The sequence below is a fragment of the Pseudoalteromonas haloplanktis ATCC 14393 genome, from assembly GCF_000238355.1.
In the GTDB taxonomy this organism is placed as follows: domain Bacteria; phylum Pseudomonadota; class Gammaproteobacteria; order Enterobacterales; family Alteromonadaceae; genus Pseudoalteromonas; species Pseudoalteromonas haloplanktis.
Genome location: NZ_AHCA01000001.1, coordinates 660,725 through 681,203 on the forward strand (window position 1 = coordinate 660,725; position 20,479 = coordinate 681,203).

Sequence of the window (20,479 nt, forward strand, 5' to 3'; positions counted from 1 at the left end):
ATTTAATGCTACTATAAATAAAATTACTATAATACAAATAAGCTTTTTGACTGACTTATCTCATTCTAAGCATTAATCTCAAACGCCTATTAATTACTTGAAGTAACGCGCGTTTGTTTTCATTACCATGAGGATTTTTATGTTTAAATTTAGCTCTCTAGCATTACCTATTATGTTTACCAGCGGCTTAGCTATGGCGCAAAACCCGCTATTTACCGATGAATTTACAGCAGATCCTGCCGCACTGGTACATAAAGATACTGTGTACCTTTACACAGGTCATGATGAAGCGCCAAACAATGATGTATTCTTTGAAATGCATGACTGGCTGGCTTTTTCTTCTACTGACATGGTTAATTGGAAAAAACATGGCCCAATAATGAAAGCCACCGACTTTAAATGGGCTAAAGGTGATGCATGGGCATCACACATGATTGAACGTGATGGCACTTTTTACTTCTTTACCACAGTTCGTCACGATGAAAGCAAACCTGGTTTTGCCATTGGCGTTGCGACATCTAAATCACCAACAGGCCCATTCAAGGATGCAATTGGTCATGCATTAGTCACCGACGATATGACCAAGCATACACCTAATGATTGGGATGATATTGATCCCGCCATTTATGTCGAAGAAAACGGTGATACATACATGTTTTTCGGCAATCTCGTTCCCAAATACGTTAAGCTCAGCGATGATTTGCTAAGCCTAGATGGTGAAATTAAAACAATCGACTTACCCAACTTTACTGAAGCCCTTTGGGTTCATAAGAAAGACGACAATTACTATGTTTCTTATGCGTGTGAATTCCCAGAAAAAATCTGTTATGCAATGAGTAAAAGCATCAAGGGCCCATGGCAATACAAGGGCATACTCAATGAAATTGCTGGAAACAGCGAAACAAACCACCAATCAATTATCGAGTTTAAAGGTAAAAGTTACTTTATTTATCACACCGGTGCGGTGCCACCAAAAGACGGTAAACCAAGTGGTGGACGGTTTCGTCGCTCAGTCGCTATAGAGCCACTTTACTATAATGCAGATGGTACATTACAACGCGTCATTATGACCACTGAAGGCATTGTTGAACCTCAGTAAAACGGATTTTTGTCGAGTAAATTTAACCTTGCTCGGCAAATTTAACGATTCTTTAAAGCTGAAGAATCGCTTTTAAATAAAGTAATGGTTTGAATTTACTCTACTTTATTTATAAATTTAAGTGTGACATAAACGCAAGCTAACAATTTGGTTAGTTTATAGATTTATTCGTGCAATTAAATTAGTATTATAAAATTATAATAATTAGTTTAATTAACTTTTTTAGAAGTTATAGGTACTTGTCGGATCAACCAATAAACAAATATAACTATCTCATTCAACAGGACACATACAATGAAACTTAATCAACTAGCTGTCGTAATAAGCTGCGCTTTTGCAGTCTCAGGCTGTGGCTCAGATGGAAACTCAGCACCCGAAGGTGTTTTAGCTTCGCAACCCGTTGTTACTGCAAAACCAACTTTAAATAGCAGTGTGCAATTTAATGATGATGGGAATGTGGCAGTAACTAATGTTGCAGTACATGATCCATCAGTTTTAAAAGTCGATGATACTTATTATATCTTTGGCTCACATTTAGCGGCCGCTAAATCAACCGATTTAATGAACTGGGAAATGATTTCAAGTTTATCTGCTAATAATGCAGTAAATGAAAGCCCACTTTTTGACTTTAATTACACCACTGAAATATCAGAAGGGATTGAATGGACTGATGGCTTCACAGGTAACTGGGCTGCTGATGTAGTTCAAGCACCCAATGGTAAGTATTGGTTTTACTACAACCACTGTGCACAAGATAACCCAGATACTCCAGATGTGGTTGATGAAGTGTGTTGGAACCGCTCTTATTTAGGCTTGGCTCAAGCTGATACCATTGAAGGGCCTTACATTGATCAAGGAGTATTTTTACGCAGTGGCTATCGAAGTGCTGATGAATTTACTGCATACCCCCTTGATAATGGCCAAACGACATGGAATGGCGCCGTTGATCCTAATGCTATCGATCCCGCAGCCTTTTATGCTAAAGACGGCAGTTTATGGATGGTATACGGTTCATACTCAGGAGGCATATTTGTCCTTGCAATGGATGAAACAACGGGTAAACCGCTGCCAGGCCAAGGTTACGGAACTAAGTTAGTTGGGGGTGACTATAGGGCTATCGAAGGGGCATTTGCCATGTACAGCCCAGAAAGTGATTATTACTACCTGTTTTATTCTGTCGCAGGGTTTGCTGCAAATGATGGGTATAACGTACGAGTGGCACGCTCAAAAACGCCACAAGGTCCCTATTTAGATAACGCTGGCAATGATATTGCTGCCGCTGCTGGCCTTGAAATCGGCGAAAAACTCATTGGTGGTTTTGAGTATACTCAAGAGCTTGGTGAAACAACTCCGGCTTGGGGCTATCAGTCACCAGGGCATAATTCTGCTTACTATGATGAAGCTACTGGCAAACATATATTTGTAACTCATACTCGTTTCCCATTGAGTTCATCTGAATTTCCTAACAATGCTGAAGCGCACCAAGTTCGTAGCCATGAAATGTTTATCAACCAACTTGGTTGGCCGGTACTATCACCTCAACGCTATGTGCCACTAGATGGTGACAATGTGTTAGCGCTTGACGAAATTCAGGGGTACTACAAATTCATAAACCACGGTACTGCTGTAAACACCAGCGCCATTCGCTCAACCTATATTGCGCTTAATGCTGATAACTCAGTAACAGGAAGTGATAAAGGAACTTGGTACCCTAGCGACGATACTAATACCAATATTAAACTCGTTTTAGAGTCAGGTACTTACTTTGCTGTAGCAAAATGGCAATGGGATGATGCCAACAAAGCATTAGTCCCTACCCTTTCGGGTGTTTCTGCAGAAGGAGCAACGGTATGGGCAACAAAAGTCGATGATATAACCGCAACTAATGATATTTTAGCCACTGTTGCGCAAGCTTTAGATATTAAAACTGAATTAAGTATTACTGATGAAGGTTATTCATTACCTACACTTGCTAAAGATGGCGCACAGATCAGCTGGCAAAGTAGTGACGAATATTACATTGGGAGTGACGGTACCGTATTTATCCCCACCCCTGATCGCGGCAATAAATCCGTTGTGTTAACAGCTAATATTGAACTTAACGGGCAAACCACAAGTAAGACCTTTACGGTAAACTTAACTGCGCGCCCAGAATTTAAAAATGCGATTGCTCACTATTCATTTGAAAATGCCCTGACCGATGATTTAGGTAATTTAGCAACGGCCACAACCACGGACAATAACTTACTAAACACAGGTGCAGGTGTTGAAGCTTATGCTGCAGGTAAAAGCGGTCAAGCCTTTAGTTTTGATGGTGCTACAGGGGTTAGATTACCTGATAACTTAGTAACGACAGCACAGTACACTATTTCTTATTGGTTAAAACCAACGGTATTAACGGACTTTACACCATCGTTCTTTGCAGCAACAACCGCAGATAGATGGATGAGCTTGATCCCAGGTAACACTCACTTCACCACGACTCCTATGTTGTGGAGTAAATATTTAGATGATGCAGGTGTTGAACAATGGAATCAGATTATTTCAGCAACGCCTGCCCCGCTTGACTGGACTCACGTTGCTATTACCTATGCAAATGGTGAAGCTAAATTTTATCGTGATGGCGCTTTAGCTGGTGCCATGCCCCGTGCTGACTTTTTCAGTAATGCAACTGGTAACTTTGCACTTGGCGTTAACTATGGCTGGGATTTACCATTTCAAGGTGAAATTGATGAGCTAATTGTGTATGACTATGCATTGGGTAACTTAGATATTAATGCTGCGGCAATTAATAACTTAACTGACCCAACTAAGTTTGCAGACTTTGTAAAAGAAGCCCTTGATTTAGGTGATACTACGGCTATCCGTGAAAGCTTTACCTTACCGCGTGTTGGACCCTTTGTGTCTGGTATTAGCTGGACATCAAATAACGAAGAGTATTTAAAACCCGTTAATGGCACAGCCATTGTTAATCAACCAAGTGCGCTTGCTGGCGACCAAATAGTGACACTTACTGCAACAATTAACTATAAAGGTTTTACAGATACTAAAAGCTTTGATGTCACGGTTAAATCACTCGCGCCTGCACAGTATAGTTTTGAAGGTGATTTAGCGGAACTTGAAGGCGCTTATGGTTCAGGTAAATCAACTGGCAACCGTATTGATAATCAAGGTGGAGCGGTCACTTTTACAGACGGAATTATTGGCCAAGCAGTACACTTAGATGGCACTACAGGGGTAAGATTACCTGACAACCTGATCACCACCAATGACTATTCAATTTCATTGTGGTTAAAACCTGATGCATTTACCAGTTATACCACCGCATTTTTTGCTGGTGCAAATTCATCTACATGGTTGAGCTTAGTCCCTTCAATGGATGGCACAAACAAAACACGTCTATGGGGTACTTCCGGTGCGTTCTTTGATAATGGTGAACTTGATACCCGTATCCCACAAGGTGAGTGGACTCATTTAGTGATGACAGTAGATGGTAGTAATGGTAACACCTTAAAAATCTACGTTAACGGCGAACTAAAACTTGATACGGCAGGCTTCCCCCGCGTATTTACAGTTGCTGGTGAAACCAATGAGTTTGCACTTGGTGTAAACTATTGGGATACACCATACAACGGCGCAATTGATGAGCTAAAAGTATTTAGTGGTGCAATTGACGCTGACGCGATAAAAGCATTGTTCGATGCTGCAACAGCCGCTGAGTAAGCATTATTTGTTGAGGTATACCTCAAATTAAAAAATGTTGTATAAGCCGAGTGAAAACTCGGCTTTTTTTTTCTAAATAATTAAAGGATCTGTCCCTTCAACCGATAACAGGCTATCTTTATCTATCAAGTAAATTAGTATGAGCCTTAATCCACTATCAGCAAGTTTAACTATCAAAAACCACACCAATAACACTCAAGAAGTCGCGACGGATAAAGGCTATAAGTTAACATCAACAGAAAGAGATAAACTCTCAGGGCGAGCAGCACAGCAAACTGCTGAGCAAGATAAGAATAATGATTTACCTGAGTATATTCAAAAAATGATTGAGCAACTTGAAAGACTCAAACAACAACTAGAGCAAGCTAAAGAACAACTGAGTAAATTACAAGCGCAACAAAATCAAGATGATGAAGCTGTAAAAGCGCAAGTAGAAATGCAAGTTAAAATGGTGATGGAACTGCAAACGCAAATGATGACCTTGAGCCAATCCATCGGCGAAGCCATGAAAGATGCCGGTGTTAGCGATCCAGGAGTACTACTGAGTGCCATGGCATGATGCTGATCCGTCACTTTAGAGCATACCCTAAAATTATCTTATATCATGGCATTTAAATCTTTTCGCGCACATAAAAAAGCCACTAACAAAGTAGTGGCTTGGTGAGAGTCGAACTCATTGAATAACTAATTTGGCTCACGAAGATGGAAAATTTGGCACTTGTTACCCAAATTAGGTTGTTGTGCAAAGTTAGTGTTTTCCGCAAGGCCGCAATCACTTAAACCAAGCGCTTGATTTGTGTAACGGTTGATCAACATCACCCCGCCACCATCTACTGGTGCAATTCGCCATTGTGCTGTTTTGGCTTCACACGAAGCCATTTCAACATTGGCACCGGGTACTAAGGCATTGTTTGCCACCGCGGCACAAAAATCACTGTTAAGGTCTTGTTTTAAAGCAACGTAACCAGTATCTGTTGGTGCAAAAAACCACTGTTGGGCATCGCTATGGGTAAATGCTTGTTGCTCAACATTCGTGCCTGCTTTAACAGGACCTGCAACGCTCAACGCTTTACCGCTTTGTTGGCTCATTACTGCCACGCTGCCAACTGGCTGTAATTGCCAGTCACCACATGCCGTGTCTTTGCCTTGTTGTAACACGGCTTGATTTTGTGCGGCTGAACACCCTGCTACGGCTAATGGTTTTTCAGTGTAGCGATTGGTAATGGTGACATTTCCATCAGTACTTGGGGCAACTTTCCATTGTTGGCAGAAGTTGTTACGCCATGCCGCAGATTGCGTTTTCGCATTATCAGCATCGCTACAATTAGCCAACTCTAAAAACTTGCTGTCTTCGCGATTAGCTAAACGGACAAAACCATCTGTTGTGGCATCAATCACCCACTGACCATTGGTTGCAGCACATTGACGCTGCACAGCACGCGCATCTTGAGGATCGGCTGCAATGTCTAAACACAAACCGCTAGTTGCATTTACTAGGTTATAACGCTGACCTTGCACACGAGTAACCAGTGGTCCGTATTCGCCTGATGGCGGAGCCACTTCAACACCCGGTGTTACAGGTTTTGCAAAGTTTGGCGTGCCATCATCATGCCAAGTAAATTTTTGCGCACGTAAAGAACGTGTGGCACTACAACCATGTTCGACTGAGTCATTGCCGTGATATACCAGCCAATCTTCACTGCCATCTGGAGAAGTGAAGAAACCATTGTGACCAGGGCCAAATACTTCAGTGGTACGTTCAAATACGGGTTGATCAAACTTTTTCCAGCTGTTTGCATCAAGCGGATCATCACCAACAAGTTCTAACATCCCTAACTTATAATCTGGCGTGTTACAAAAACTTGCTGAGTAAGTCATAAACGTGCGACCGTTATGCTGTAGAATTTCAGCACCTTCGGTTACTTTACGCCCGCTGATCTCCCAATCAAGTTCAGGACGTGTGATCACCGTGTGCGGTGAGTTCTTTTTCAGCGTCCATGGGTTTTCCATTTCAGCAATAATATTGAGCTGTTGATCGCCCTGCCACTGTGAATAAATAACATAGAGTTTATCTTTGTAACTTAAGTAGTTACCGTCGATATTCCATACGTCAGGCATAAGTGCGCCTTTGTACTCATACGGGCCCATTGGGTCGTCACCAGCACTTTCTAATACATTAAGGTGCTGATTATCTAATGTGCCATCAGTGCCAGCTGTGTACATCATGTACCAACGGTAGCCATCAGGGCCTTTAACACGATGAAATTCGAACGCCCAAAAATTACAACAGCGCGCAGGATCGGTCGCTGACCATACATTTACTGGGGTCGCATCGGCAAGTCCAGCTAATGTCGGTGACTTACGCATCACCAACTCAGATGTCCATGTTGTTGTAGTCAGGTAATAGTTACCATCCCAATACTCAAGCCATGGATCGGCACCATTTGGAAACAGTGGATTAGTGAACACGCCATCGTCTTGCGTGGGTGCTTTGGCGCTCGTAATTGGCGCCTTATCTGCTGTTTTTTGTGTGTTAGCGCTGGTTGTAGATCCACAACCACTAAGCGAGCTTAAAGACAAAGCAAATAAGCCTACAAGGCCAGTTGCTTTAGCGGTACGCTTTAACTTAGTGCGCAAGTGATGTTGTACATTCATTATAGTTATCACCCTTAGTTATTATTACAAACCCACTATTGGGGTTTAATTTTATAGAAAGCTGTTTTGAGTCGAGCTGTTGCGTCTCAACCTCTGTTAATTTTTTACCTGCGCTTAGCAGCTGTGCTGAGCTAAAGTGGCTAAAACTTAAGTCAATATCTAGCGTTATAGTGTTATCTTCAGCATTGATCCCAGCTATATACCAGTTGCAACCACGGCGCCTTGCCATTACCACATGCTCACCGGGGCTGCCTTGCAATAAGCGAGTTTCATCCCACACTGTTGGCAACGACTGTAAATAGGTTTTAACGGGTGCTGACACCTTTGCCATTTGCTCAGGGGTCGTAACTAAGTGCTGCACGCCAGAGGTAAATAAAATTGGCAACGCGAGCTGAAAGGCATTATTGGTTTTGCGTTCAATAGTAGGAATATCGCCAAGCACCATAGGTGTAAAATCCATTGGATCAAACACGTTACGAGTAAACACTAAGGTGGCGGCATGTTGCGCTTCTTTATCAGCAAAGGCTTGGAAGAAACTGATCATTTCAAAACCCTTTACGGCTTCTGAGGTCATGAGATTAGGATAGGTTCGCTGTAGCCCCCGAGGTAAGGTAGTGCCATGAAAATTGACCATTAACTGATGCGCTGCGGCGTCTTGCAATATTGCTTCGTAGTACGCCATCACCGATGAGCCATCTCCTGGAAAGAAATCGACTTTAATGCCTTTAATGCCCATCGCCTGCAGTTTAGCAAAATGCTTTATGCGATCAGCGTGAGTCAGTAATGCACTTTTAGGCGAGTAAACCGTGTTATTCCACGCACCTGATGAGTTATACCACACCCATAAATCAACATTTTTTTGCTTAGCATAAGTTGCCAGCTGCTGTATTTTATCCCAACCTATTTTTTGATCCCAATCCGCATCAATCAATACATATTGCCAGTGCATATCTGCTGCATAGTCAATAAACTGCTTTTGCACAGGGAAGGTTGTAAAGTCATCTTTTAGTAAGCCCCAGCTCCAAGCGGCAATACCCGGTTTAATAAAATCAGTATTTTTTAGCTGATTAACGCGGGCTAGATCAGTCCCTAGCGTTGATTCTGTGATAGTTTTTAATGAACCTATAGCAAGAATGCGCCACGGCGACAATAATGGCAGCGTATGCTCAGGTAAATAGCCACCACTGGTGATTACTTCACGTTGATCAGGAAAGCGAACTTTAAATTGCCCTTGACTACTATTGCTTAAATTCGTGCCACTGTAATAGTCAGGCCCACCCGCTTCTGACACTAAAATGTACTGTTCATTGTGTTTAAACAACGCGGGATACACCCAGCCATTATTAGTGATTGCAGCGGTCGTCACTGGTGCCGCTTGTAAGTATTCTTCTTCGTAGGAGGGATTCGTATTCATCCAACCTGTTTGTGCTTCAGCTTTAGGTTGAAGCCAGGCAAGCGTTTTATCTGGAAAGTTAAAACCAGTTTGTTCACTCATTACCACACGTGTATCTGTGGTTTCGCCGGCTAATTCATAGCGAAATGCAACTCCGTCATTACTGACTTGAAAGCGAATGTTCAATATTTGATCTTGCTGATTAGTCACGCTGACAACAAGGCTGTTAGCACGATAATCAACAAACTGTTGCTTACCAGTAAAAAGCTCATAGCTGTCATTTACTGTGAGCTGTTTTAAAACTGCAGCTAAGCTCAATCGCTTAGTAAAGTCAGTATTATTAAGCGTGATACCTAATAAAGAAGGCTCAATGACCTTATCGCTACGTGACCGTACTTGATAACTTAGCTGCCCTTGTTCATCTAAATCAACCAATACAGTTAACTGCTGATCCGGGCTGCGAATGGTCGCAATCTCAGTCGCTTGCGCCACAGTTGTGATCACTAAGGCTGCAAACAGCAGCCCTATTCGATTAACAAAACGCATTATTTAGTACCAAATTCGTACACTATACGGGTTGAATAAACTTCACCCGGTAGCAATGTTGTGCTTGGGAATGTTGGCTGATTAGGCGCATCTGGGAAGTGCTGTGGCTCTAAACAAAAACCACTTCTTAATTTATGTACTAAACCAGAGGCTTGTTTGCTACTGCCATCTAAAAAGTTGCCCGAGTAAAACTGTACCGCTGGCTCTTCTGTATACACAGTCAAGGTACGCCCTGAGCTTGGTTCATACACCTTAGCCGCTTCAATCAAATCATGATTAGGCTGGCTTTTAAGAACAAAGTTATGGTCATAACCTTTGCCAAGCTTGAGCTGCTCATCATCGGCATTTATTTCTTTGCCAATGGCTTTTGGATTTCTAAAGTCAAACGGCGTGCCCGCCACTTGCATCAACTCACCCGTTGGGATCAAACCGCCATCCACAGGCGTAATTGCATTTGAGTTAATTTGCATTTGGTGATCAAGAATATCGCCCTTACCTGCTAAGTTAAAATAGCTATGCTGGGTCATATTAATGATGGTTGGCTTATTGGTTTTTGCCACAAATTGCATATCTAGGGTATTTTTGTTGGTCAGTGTGTAGGTCACTTGTGTTGTAAGCTCGCCAGGGTAACCCTGGTCACCATCAGGGCTCACTAAACTGAGTGTGACACCCGCACTGTTTTCTGTACTAAATGGCACCATAGTCCAGACTTTCTTATCAAAGCCCTGTACACCACCGTGCAAGTGGTTATCACCGTCATTAGTGGCTAACTGATAGTCGGTGCCATTTAAGCTAAATTTACCATTAGCAATACGGTTACCAAAGCGGCCAATGATCGCGCCAAAGTAAGTGGTTGCATTGGTATAATCTGCTAAGTTATCCAAGCCTAAAACAATGTTACCCATGTTGCCATTGCTGTCTGGCGTTTCGATGCGCGTTATGATGCCCCCATAATTGATCACATCAACGCTCACACCATTGCTATTGGTTAAGGTCACTTGGTTGATCGGAGTGTGATCTGCAAGCTTGCCATAAGCGTGCAGTAATGCAGAAGGTGAATTGCTCATATTGTCTCCTTGGTGAGCACACGCGGGGGTTAAGGCAATGCCAAAGGACACTGCCACTGCAAAGATACCGCGAGAGAATTTTTTAATAGATGCTGACGACTGATGAACCGCTGTTAGGCGCTGAGTTACACATTGCAATGACATACCACTAACCTTTTTATAATTGTATTTATACTTTTATAATACAATATAGTAGTGAATTGCAAATTTATTCGCCTAAGTTTCTAGTTGTATTTTGCCGTCTTTAACTAAAATACAGTCCATACCTGCCGCCGCTGCTGCCTGATAACCTATTTGCGTGTCTTCGAACACCACACAATGATTTGGCTGTACACCAATTTGTTTGGCAACGCTTAAAAAGGTTTCTGGGTGTGGTTTACCGTGACGAACATCACTGGCCGTAACTAACGCATCAATTTTATCGATTAACCCGGTATGAGTTAAATGGTCGATGGCATGTGCGCGATCTGCACCAGTACCTACGCCAATTGGCATTTTGCCATGGTAATAATTTAATATATCGACAGTCTCAGTAATGATTTCTGGTTGCTGGTTTAAACCTAACCAAAATTGGTGTTTTTGCTGCGCAATTTCATCCGCATTATGGCTAAGGCCAAATTTTTCATTGAGAATATCAACGGTTGCAAGCGTTGGCACGCCACCTAAACCATACATATAGTCGTAGTCAAACGGATAGCCAAAAGCCTGACAGGTCAACTCCCAAGCTTGCAAATGTGCGCCCATCGAATCGATTAGCGTGCCATCCATATCAAAAATAATGCCTTGGTATTTTGTTAGATCTAGCATTGTTACTCCTAAAATTAAAAGCACACAATAGCATAAGCCAGCGCTAGGCTGGCTTATGAACACAACATATTATTGTCTACTTGCGCTATAAAATTATAAGCCGCGCTTTAGCATGTAATACGCTGCATTATGGCGTAGTTCTGTTTTGAAACCACGGATGCTGGTATCTGCATCAATGATCATGGTTTCAACACCCGCCATTTCAGCAAAATCAACAATCATATCTGTAGTTACCGCTTGGCTGTATGCAGTGTGGTGTGCACCACCAGCATGGATCCACGCAGCAGACGCTACTGATAAGTTTGGTTTTGGTTCCCACAATGCTGACGCCACTGGTAAGTGTGGTAATTCAGCCGGTGGGTTTACTGTGTCAACTTCATTAATTAGAATGCGGAAGCGGTTACCCATATCAATGGGTGAAACGTTAATTGCCGCACCAGCTTTAGCGGTAAACAATAAACGACCCACATCACATTTCACACCAATTGTATGGGTGTGAACTTCTAGACGCGGTTTTTGCGCTGCAATTGATGGACACACTTCTAACATATGCGCACCAAGCACTTGATCAGTATCGCCCATGTTATAGGTGTAATCTTCCATGAATGAACAACCGCCTTCACGACCTTCACCCATTACTTTCATAATGCGAACCATAGCAGCTGTTTTCCAGTCACCTTCGCCGCCGTAACCATAACCTTTTGCCATTAAGCGCTGAGTCGCAAGCCCTGGTAAACCTGATAAACCTGATAAATCTTCAAAACAGTTAGTGAATGCTTTAAAGCCACCTTTTTCTAAAAAGCGCTCCATTCCAAGCTCTAAGCGTGCTTCATTACGTAGCATCGATACTTTGTAATCATCTTGCAACGTTTCATCGCTTATCACATAGTCAGTTTTGTATACTTCAAGCTGCGCATCTACTTCGGCATCAGTGACGGTATCAACAACTTTAACGAGCTCCGCTACGCCAAAGGCATGTACTTCATAACCAAACGTGATTTGTGCTGATACTTTGTTACCTTCAGTAACCGCAACTTGACGCATGTTATCGCCAAAACGTGCCACTTTAAGTGTCTGGCTTTCAGCCCACCCTTTTGCTGCGCGGCACCAATCATCAATTTGCTTCTGTACGTCAGCGCGTTGCCAGTGACCTGCAACCACTTTGCGCTCTTTGCGCATCACAGTGCCGATAAAACCAAACTCACGATCACCGTGGGCACTTTGGTGCGTATTCATGTAGTTCATATCAATTTCTGACCACGGTAACGCGGCATTGAATTGCGTATGAAGGTGAAGCCAAGGTTTACGCAGCTCGTTTAACCCGGCAATCCACATTTTTGCAGGTGAGAACGTATGCATCCATAATACTAAACCCACACAGTTAGGATCGGTGTTGGCAGCTTGGCACACAGCATGAATTTCTTCAGGCGTTTTTACTGTTGGCTTACACACTAAGTTAACCGGTAAATTAGCTTCGCTATTTAGACCCGCAACAATTGCAGCGCTATTATCTGCAACAGTGTTTAACACTTTTGGGCCATATAAATGTTGTGACCCAGTTACAAACCATACTTCTTTCATTGACGACGGCATATATAAATTCCTCTTGTACTTGTTAGCCACGGTTACTTTGGCCGTAGTAGGCATCTTTACCGTGTTTTCTTAAATAATGTTTATCCATCACAGACTTCTTAAGTGCACCGGCATTGTGATCTAGGGTGCGAGTTAAGTAAGCCATGCGAGCAATTTCTTCTAGTAGTGCTGCGTGATACACAGACTGCGCAGCATCTTTGCCCCACGTAAACGGTGCATGTCCTGCCACAATCACCATAGGGGCCGCTTTTGGGTCGCGGTCTTTGTACGCATCGGTAATTTGAATACCGGTCTCAAGCTCATAATCACCATTTACTTGCGCATCAGTAAGCTCACGAGTGCAGGTAATGTCACCGTGCACATAATCAGCGTGCGTAGTCCCAAAACATGGAATACTTTGCTTTGCTTGTGCCCATGCAGTGGCATACGTTGAATGAGTATGCGTTACGCCACCAATGTCATTAAAATGGCGATACAAATGAATGTGGGTTTTGGTATCTGAAGACGGGCGCATATTGCCCTCAACGATGTTGTTTTCTAAATCAACAATCACCATGTCTTCTGCTTTCATTTGGTCATACGATACACCACTTGGTTTAATCGCAATCACGCCTTTGTCGCGGTCGATTTGCGATACATTACCAAAGGTATAAATCACCAAACCACGACGTTGTAATTCCATATTTGCTTCGAATACTTCGCGCTTTAATTCTGTGTAGCTCATGCTTTTGCTCCATCAACATACTGTGCTAACGCTTGATAGTTAGCATAGAGTTCGTTATAAACTGCTACTCGCTCAGGGTTCGGTAGGTATTGATGACACACAGCTGAAGCCATAACTTGCTGAGCATCTGCAACGCTTGCATATTCACCAGCAGCAACTGCGGCCATAATTGCAGCACCAAGCGCACAGCTTTGCTCGCTTTCAAGCACATCAATTGGACAATTCCATACATCTGCGCAAGTTTGCATTACGTAGTCAGACTTTTTCGAAATACCGCCAATCACCACCACCGACTCAATCGGCACGCCTTCATTTTGAAAACGCTCAGTAATGGCGCGAGCGCCAAAGGCCGTCGCCTCAACTAATGCTTTAAAGAACTGCGGCGCATCAGTGCCCATTTTCATGCCCGTCATGGCCATTGCTACGCTTTGATCAGCATCAGGAGTGCGACGACCGTTGACCCAGTCAAGTGCTGTTACATCAGTGTTTTTCACCGGTAACGCACTGGCAGCTTTAGATAAATCAACTAAAATTGAATCTTCAATTTTGCTGATCAAGCTTTGTTCAACGTCGTTTAGATTTGTTAATTGGCGAGTTGGCCATAGCATCAGGTTTTTAAACCATGCGTATAAATCACCAAACGCGGATTGACCCGCTTCAAGGCCAATCATGCCTGGTATTACAGAGCCATCAACCTGACCACAAATACCTTTTACACAGGTATCGCCAAGTTGTTGTTTAGAAGTAACGGTAATATCACAGGTAGATGTACCCATTACCTTAGTCAGTACACCTGGACGCACATTAGCGGCAACTGCGCCCATGTGGCAATCAAAAGCACCGTAACCTACCACTACATTTTGTGATAAGCCCAACTTCTCAGCCCATTGCGCAGTTAATTTACCTGCAACCTGATCGCTTGGTTGAGTTGTTGCATTAAGCGTATCAACCACACCGTCTAATAATGGGTCTATAGTGCTGAAAAAACTGTTTGGTGGAAAGCCACCCCATTGTTCATTCCACATTTGCTTATGGCCTGTAGCACAACGACCCAGTGTTAATACTTCAGGGTGTGTGGTGCCACACATTAATGCCGTCATCCAGTCACAATGCTCTACCCATGAGTAAGTCGCCGCTTTTACGGCTGCGTCATCTCTGAAGATATGTAATGCTTTGGCCCAGTACCATTCTGACGAATAGATACCGCCCATATGTGAAAGATAGTTAACCTCGTTATTGGTTGCCGCACGAGTGATCTCATTCGCTTCTTTGATCGCTGTATGGTCTTTCCAAAGAATAAACATGGCATTTGGGTTTTCAGCAAACTCTTCTGTCAGTGCTAAAGGTGTGCCTTGGCTGTTAATTGCCACCGGCGTTGAGCCTGTAGTGTCAAAGCTCATACCAACAACGTTATCTGCAGTACCTGCTGGCACTTGTTGCCATAGACCATTTACAACCTCAATTAAGCTGTCGATATAATCTTGTGGGTGCTGGCGAAACTGGTCTTTACTCGGATCACAATATAAGCCTTGTGCCCAACGCGGATAATTTACTAAATGGCTAGCCAGCTCTTTACCTGTGGTAACATCAACAAGCAGTGCTCTTACTGAATCAGAACCATAATCTAAGCCCAATGTATAACGAGACATAAATACCTTTCACTAATTGGATACTAACAATGTTAGTCATTACTGTTATTTGTATGATAATATCAATAATGACAGGTTGTAAAGGTATTATAAAAATATTATTAACAGATTAATTCTGAGATATTAGTGACGCCTGCGCCCTTTAACCTCATGTTTTGCACTAATAAGGGGCTTTAAACCATGTCAAACGCAATGCTAAAAGCCGTTAATTTATTTTGTATGATGAAAATAGGATGTCTATGTCTAGCCAATTAGAACAATTAAAAACCATGACCACTGTGGTTGCTGATACCGGTGATTTTGAAGCGATCGATCAATATAAACCGCAAGATGCCACAACAAACCCATCGTTATTGCTCAATGCCATTAACATTGAAAAGTATCGTCCACTGGCTGTTGAAGCCGTTGCTTGGGCTAAGCAACAAACCAATGACAAAGCACAAGTGATCAGTAAAGCCGCAGATAAGTTATCAGTATTGATTGGTGCAAACTTAATGGCGCAAGTGCCGGGTTTAGTATCAACTGAAGTTGATGCGCGCTTATCGTTTGATACGCAAGCAACCATAGATAAAGCACTTGAACTTGTTACGCTATATAAAGAGCAAGATATTGATACCTCACGCGTATTGATCAAAATCGCCTCTACATGGGAAGGTATTCAAGCAGCAAAAATACTTGAACAACAAGGTATTCGTTGTAACTTAACGCTGGTATTCGCGTTTGCTCAAGCTCGTGCCTGTGCTGAGGTAGGTGCATACCTAATCTCACCATTCGTTGGTCGAATTCTTGATTGGTATAAAGCCAATAATGCTGATACCGACTTCAGTGGTGCTAACGATCCTGGCGTGCAATCAGTGACGCACATTTATGACTTTTTCAAAAAGCATGATTATAAAACCATCGTTATGGGCGCAAGTTTCAGAAACATCAACGAAATTCAACTACTAGCAGGCTGTGATCGATTAACTATCAGCCCTGGTCTATTGTCAGAGCTGGCAGCAACAGATGCGCCTTTAGTACGTCAACTTACTCCTACAACTGAAACAGTTGCGGCGCCTGAGCCTATGAGTGAGCAAGCTTTCCGCTGGGAAATGAACCAAGATGCAATGGCAACAGATAAACTAAGCCAAGGCATTCGTCAGTTTGCAATTGACCAAGAAAAGCTTGAAGCCATTTTAGCTGAGCTAGTCTAAATCATTAACTAAATTGCGCTCTTGATGATCAATCATTATCAAGAGTTCGAATTAAATACATAAAAAAGCCCGCTGATTTAATTAAATCAGCGGGCTTTTTATCAGGTAAAACTTTTAACTTAGATGTCGCTTAATAACGCATTTGCTTTAGCAACTAAGTTCTCAACGGTAAAACCAAAATGCGCTAGTAATACCGCACCCGGTGCTGACTCACCAAACGTAGTCATCCCTAATACGTCGCCATCTTGACCAACGTACTTATACCAAAAGTCACTGTGCGCAGCTTCTACAGCAATTTTAGCAACGCCTGCTGGTAACACACTTTGGCGGTAAGCTTTATCTTGCAAATCAAACTGATTGGTTGATGGCATAGAGACAACGCGAACTTGCTTGCCTTGAGCTGTAAGTTCAGCTGCCGCATTAACCGCTAATTCGACTTCAGAACCAGTCGCCATTAAAATTAGCTCTGGTGTTTGCTCACACTCAACTAAGGTGTAGCCTCCTTTTGCAACGTCAGCTACTTGCGCTTCGTTTCGGGCCATTGCTTTAGTTCCTTGGCGACTAAAGATCAATGCACTTGGACCAGCTTGTTTGAGTAAAGACTGACTCCATGCAACGGCTGTTTCAACCTCATCGCATGGGCGCCACGTTGTCATATTAGGCGTCATACGCAAATTGGCAATTTGTTCAATCGGCTGATGGGTTGGGCCATCTTCACCTTGACCAATCGAGTCGTGGGTGTAGACAAAAATGCTTTGCGCATTCATTAATGCCGACATACGCACAGCATTGCGTGCATATTCCATAAACATTAAGAAGGTAGCGCCAAATGGGATAAACCCGCCATGTAACGCAATACCATTCATAATCGCGCTCATACCAAATTCACGCACACCATAAAATACATAGTTGCCCGCATCATCATCTTGTAAGCCTTTGGCATCAGGCCATAAGGTTAAATTTGACCCTGCTAAATCGGCTGAGCCCCCCATTAATTCTGGCAAATGGTCAGCGAAGAAGGTAATAGCATTTTGTGATGATTTGCGCGTAGCAATGTTTTGCATATCGTCTTGGCACTTTGCAATGTATTGATCAGCAATTTCTGCAAAGTTGCTCGGTAATGATTTAGCTGTTACACGACGATTAAACTCTTTACTTAGCTCTGGGTGCGCTTTGCTGTAAGCGGCAAACGTTTGTTGCCATGCACTTTCTAAGTCTTGTCCCTTAGCTTGCGTGTTCCACTCATTATATACATTTTGTGGAATTTCAAAGGCTGGATGTGGCCAATTTAGTTGCTCACGAACCGCTGCAATTTCATCATTGCCAAGTGGTGAGCCATGACAATCATGACTACCTGATTTATTAGGTGAACCAAAGCCAATCACCGTTTTACAACAGATAAGCGTTGGTTGCTCAGGGTTCGCTTGCGCCGCTTCAATCGCACTGGCAATCGCTGCCATGTCGTGGCCATCAACACCACGAATAACTTGCCAACCGTATGATTCAAAACGCTTTGGCGTATCGTCAGTAAACCAGCCTTCCACTTCGCCATCAATTGAAATGCCATTGTCATCCCAAAAGGCAATCAACTTTCCTAGCTTTAACGTACCGGCTAATGAACATGCTTCATGAGAGATACCTTCCATCAAACACCCATCGCCTAAAAAGCAATAAGTAAAGTGATCAACGATATCAAAATGTGGCTTGTTAAATTGTGCCGCTAAGGTTTTTTCAGCAATCGCCATGCCTACCGCATTAGCAATACCCGCACCTAATGGCCCTGTGGTTGTTTCAACCCCTGGCGTATAACCGTACTCTGGGTGGCCAGGCGTTTTTGAATGTAATTGGCGAAACTGTTTAATGTCTTCAATGCTGACGTCATAACCACTTAGATGCAATAGCGCATATTGCAACATGGAACCATGGCCATTTGACAATACAAAACGGTCGCGGTTAACCCAGTTAGGGTTTGATGGGTTGTGACGGTGAAAATTTTGCCAAAGTACCGCGGCAATATCGGCCATTCCCATTGGCGCACCTGGGTGGCCAGAGTTAGCTTTTTGAACGGCATCGACAGCAAGCATGCGAATTGCATTAGCAGATTGAGAACTGGGCAGAGTCATCTTTTCTTATCCTGTTAATATTATATTATAAATAATATCTCAAAATGTAATATAAATAGCAATCAGAAATCACCCTAACTCGCTAAAAACTGCATATTAGGCAACCTAATATGCAGTTATCCTAGTCATTTTCACAGAGCTTAACTATTTTTTGTACAAAGAAGAGTAAATGAGAAGACAAAAGACAACGAGCTCATTCATCCTAGCATACGCTGTAATAAACCATCTTTTTTTATAAACTGGTGTACAAATGCCATCACGATATGACCAGCAATAAGTACAAGCAAAGTCCATGCAATATAAGGATGTAACCCCCCTATACTGGCCAGCCATGCAATACCATCACTTTTTGCAACTAGTTGCACACCAAACACGGTTAAACCATAGCCTTTACCCACCATATAGGCAAGACCAGTCACAGGCATTAACACCATTCCTAAATATAATAGCCCATGCCCTACTTTAACAAAAACAGCCAACTGTTCGTCGACAGGCGGTCGATTTGCACGCTGTGACATAAACCAGCCAATGCGCACAATTATAAGTACAAGCAATAATACACCAATCGATATATGCCAGGGTACAAGCACTTGACCTACCCAATGCTCCCCCTCATTAATACGGTCAAATAGCTTTAACATTTGCCAAAAAATAAGCACCGCCATTGCCCAATGAAAAAACCGTGAAACCGCGCCATATTTTTCTTGTGAGTCATAAAGCATTACACTCTCCATTATTTATCTACACTTTATTCAATATAGCCTGCTTCCGTGTTTTTAGCACCTAACAGAGCAGCGCGAAAAGTAAATGAGAAGTAGCCCCAGGTTACAAACGTCAAGCTTGAAGTCGCCGATAAACACCTTCTTAATTGCTTGCGAAGTTGGCTGTGTTGTAGGTCGTGCTTTAGCGCGAAAAATGAACTGGGTTTCAAACAAACCACGGTGTTAACAATCCATCCATGGAGCTTGGTTACATCTGTCATCCATGACCTTACTTCCTCAGGCTGCGCTATTTACTAGATAAGCCGTTTACTCTAGGCGTCCTGCCTTTCGCCATAAAGGCCTGCTTCGTAGTTCAAAAATATTCCCGATATTTTTGTTGGTCCTTCGTCACCTAAGCTGCCGCTGTTGTAGGTCGTGCTTTAGCGCGAAAATTAACTGAACTTCAAATAAACCACAGTGTTTACAATCCATCCATGGAGCTTGGTTACATCGGTCATCCATGACCTCACTTCCTCAGGCTGCGAAACTCCGTTTCGGTCCCTCGTCACCTAAGCTGCCTGTGTTGTAGGTCGTGCTTTAGCGCGAAAAATGAACTGAATTTCAAACAAACCACAGTGTTTACAATCCATCCATGGAGCTTGGTTACATCGGTCATCCATGACCTCACTTCCTCAGGCTGCGCTATTTACTAGATAACCCGTTTACTCTAGGCGTCCTGCCTTTCGCCATAAAGGCCTGCTTCGTAGTTCAAAAATATTCCCGATATTTTTGTCGGTCCTTCGTCACCTAAGCTGCCTGTGTTGTAGGTCGTGCTTTAGCGCGGAAAATGAACTGAATTTCAAACAAACCACAGTGTTTACAATCCATCCATGGAGCTTGGTTACATCGGTCATCCATGACCTCACTTCCTCAGGCTGCGCTATTTACTAGATAAACCGTTTACTTTAGGCATCCTGCCTTTCGCCATAAAGGCCTGCTTCGCAGTTCAAAAATATTCCCGATATTTTTGTCGGTCCTTCGTCACCTAAGCTGCCTGTGTTGTAGGTCGTGCTTTAGCGCGAAAATTAACTGAACTTCAAACAAACCACGGTGTTTACAATCCATCCATGGAGCTTGGTTACATCGGTCATCCATGACCTCACTTCCTCAGGCTGCGAAACTCCGTTTCGGTCCTTCGTCACCTAA

Annotated in this window: 13 protein-coding genes and 1 CRISPR repeat array (1 of these 14 only partly in view); of the genes, 4 read left to right on the forward strand and 9 right to left on the reverse strand. The window is 43.0% G+C overall.

The window, feature by feature from the left end:
* The first annotated feature begins 139 nt into the window (after window positions 1–139).
* The 3 genes from PHAL_RS0102705 to PHAL_RS0102715 all read left to right on the forward strand — a co-directional run bounded on the left by PHAL_RS0102705 (window position 140) and on the right by PHAL_RS0102715 (window position 5,381).
* Complete coding sequence (locus PHAL_RS0102705; protein ID WP_016706873.1) at window positions 140–1,099, forward strand: glycoside hydrolase family 43 protein; 960 nt, start codon at window positions 140–142, stop codon at window positions 1,097–1,099.
* A 294-nt stretch (window positions 1,100–1,393) separates the two neighbouring features.
* Window positions 1,394–4,822: a LamG-like jellyroll fold domain-containing protein gene (locus tag PHAL_RS0102710; protein WP_016706874.1), complete on the forward strand. Its 3,429-nt coding sequence runs from the start codon at window positions 1,394–1,396 to the stop codon at window positions 4,820–4,822.
* 139 nt (window positions 4,823–4,961) lie between these two features.
* Entirely contained in the window at window positions 4,962–5,381 is a 420-nt protein-coding gene (locus tag PHAL_RS0102715; RefSeq protein WP_016706875.1) for a hypothetical protein, read from the forward strand.
* A gap of 125 nt (window positions 5,382–5,506) precedes the next feature.
* Here PHAL_RS0102715 and PHAL_RS0102720 read toward each other — a convergent pair whose 3' ends face one another.
* From PHAL_RS0102720 to PHAL_RS0102750, 7 genes are all read right to left on the reverse strand, one after another.
* Window positions 5,507–7,477, reverse strand: a complete 1,971-nt coding sequence (locus PHAL_RS0102720) for a family 43 glycosylhydrolase (RefSeq protein ID WP_016706876.1) — start codon at window positions 7,475–7,477, stop codon at window positions 5,507–5,509.
* Window positions 7,449–9,416 (reverse strand): glycoside hydrolase family 97 protein, encoded by a 1,968-nt coding sequence (locus PHAL_RS0102725; protein ID WP_016706877.1) that lies wholly within the window; start codon window positions 9,414–9,416, stop codon window positions 7,449–7,451. Before PHAL_RS0102725 ends, PHAL_RS0102720 begins: the two co-directional genes overlap by 29 nt.
* Window positions 9,416–10,627, reverse strand: coding sequence for an aldose epimerase family protein (locus PHAL_RS0102730; RefSeq protein ID WP_016706878.1), 1,212 nt, complete (start codon window positions 10,625–10,627; stop codon window positions 9,416–9,418). Before PHAL_RS0102730 ends, PHAL_RS0102725 begins: the two co-directional genes overlap by 1 nt.
* 72 nt (window positions 10,628–10,699) lie before the next feature.
* Window positions 10,700–11,290, reverse strand: coding sequence for a beta-phosphoglucomutase family hydrolase (locus PHAL_RS0102735; protein ID WP_016706879.1), 591 nt, complete (start codon window positions 11,288–11,290; stop codon window positions 10,700–10,702).
* Between the two features lie 93 nt (window positions 11,291–11,383).
* Window positions 11,384–12,883, reverse strand: coding sequence for an L-arabinose isomerase (gene araA / locus PHAL_RS0102740; RefSeq protein ID WP_016706880.1), 1,500 nt, complete (start codon window positions 12,881–12,883; stop codon window positions 11,384–11,386).
* Window positions 12,884–12,905: 22 nt separating this feature from the next.
* Window positions 12,906–13,607 (reverse strand): L-ribulose-5-phosphate 4-epimerase, encoded by a 702-nt coding sequence (locus tag PHAL_RS0102745; protein WP_016706881.1) that lies wholly within the window; start codon window positions 13,605–13,607, stop codon window positions 12,906–12,908.
* Window positions 13,604–15,256, reverse strand: coding sequence for a ribulokinase (locus PHAL_RS0102750; RefSeq protein ID WP_016706882.1), 1,653 nt, complete (start codon window positions 15,254–15,256; stop codon window positions 13,604–13,606). Before PHAL_RS0102750 ends, PHAL_RS0102745 begins: the two co-directional genes overlap by 4 nt.
* A gap of 239 nt (window positions 15,257–15,495) precedes the next feature.
* Between PHAL_RS0102750 and tal the strand changes: the two genes are divergently transcribed.
* Window positions 15,496–16,449 (forward strand): transaldolase, encoded by a 954-nt coding sequence (gene tal / locus PHAL_RS0102755; RefSeq protein WP_016706883.1) that lies wholly within the window; start codon window positions 15,496–15,498, stop codon window positions 16,447–16,449.
* A gap of 119 nt (window positions 16,450–16,568) precedes the next feature.
* Here tal and tkt read toward each other — a convergent pair whose 3' ends face one another.
* Complete coding sequence (gene tkt, locus PHAL_RS0102760; protein WP_016706884.1) at window positions 16,569–18,572, reverse strand: transketolase; 2,004 nt, start codon at window positions 18,570–18,572, stop codon at window positions 16,569–16,571.
* A 197-nt stretch (window positions 18,573–18,769) separates the two neighbouring features.
* On the reverse strand, window positions 18,770–19,294 hold the full coding sequence (locus tag PHAL_RS0102765) for a cytochrome b (protein ID WP_016706885.1): 525 nt from the start codon (window positions 19,292–19,294) through the stop codon (window positions 18,770–18,772).
* A gap of 1,178 nt (window positions 19,295–20,472) precedes the next feature.
* Window positions 20,473–20,479: a CRISPR direct-repeat array (repeat unit 28 nt) (it continues 441 nt past the right edge of the window).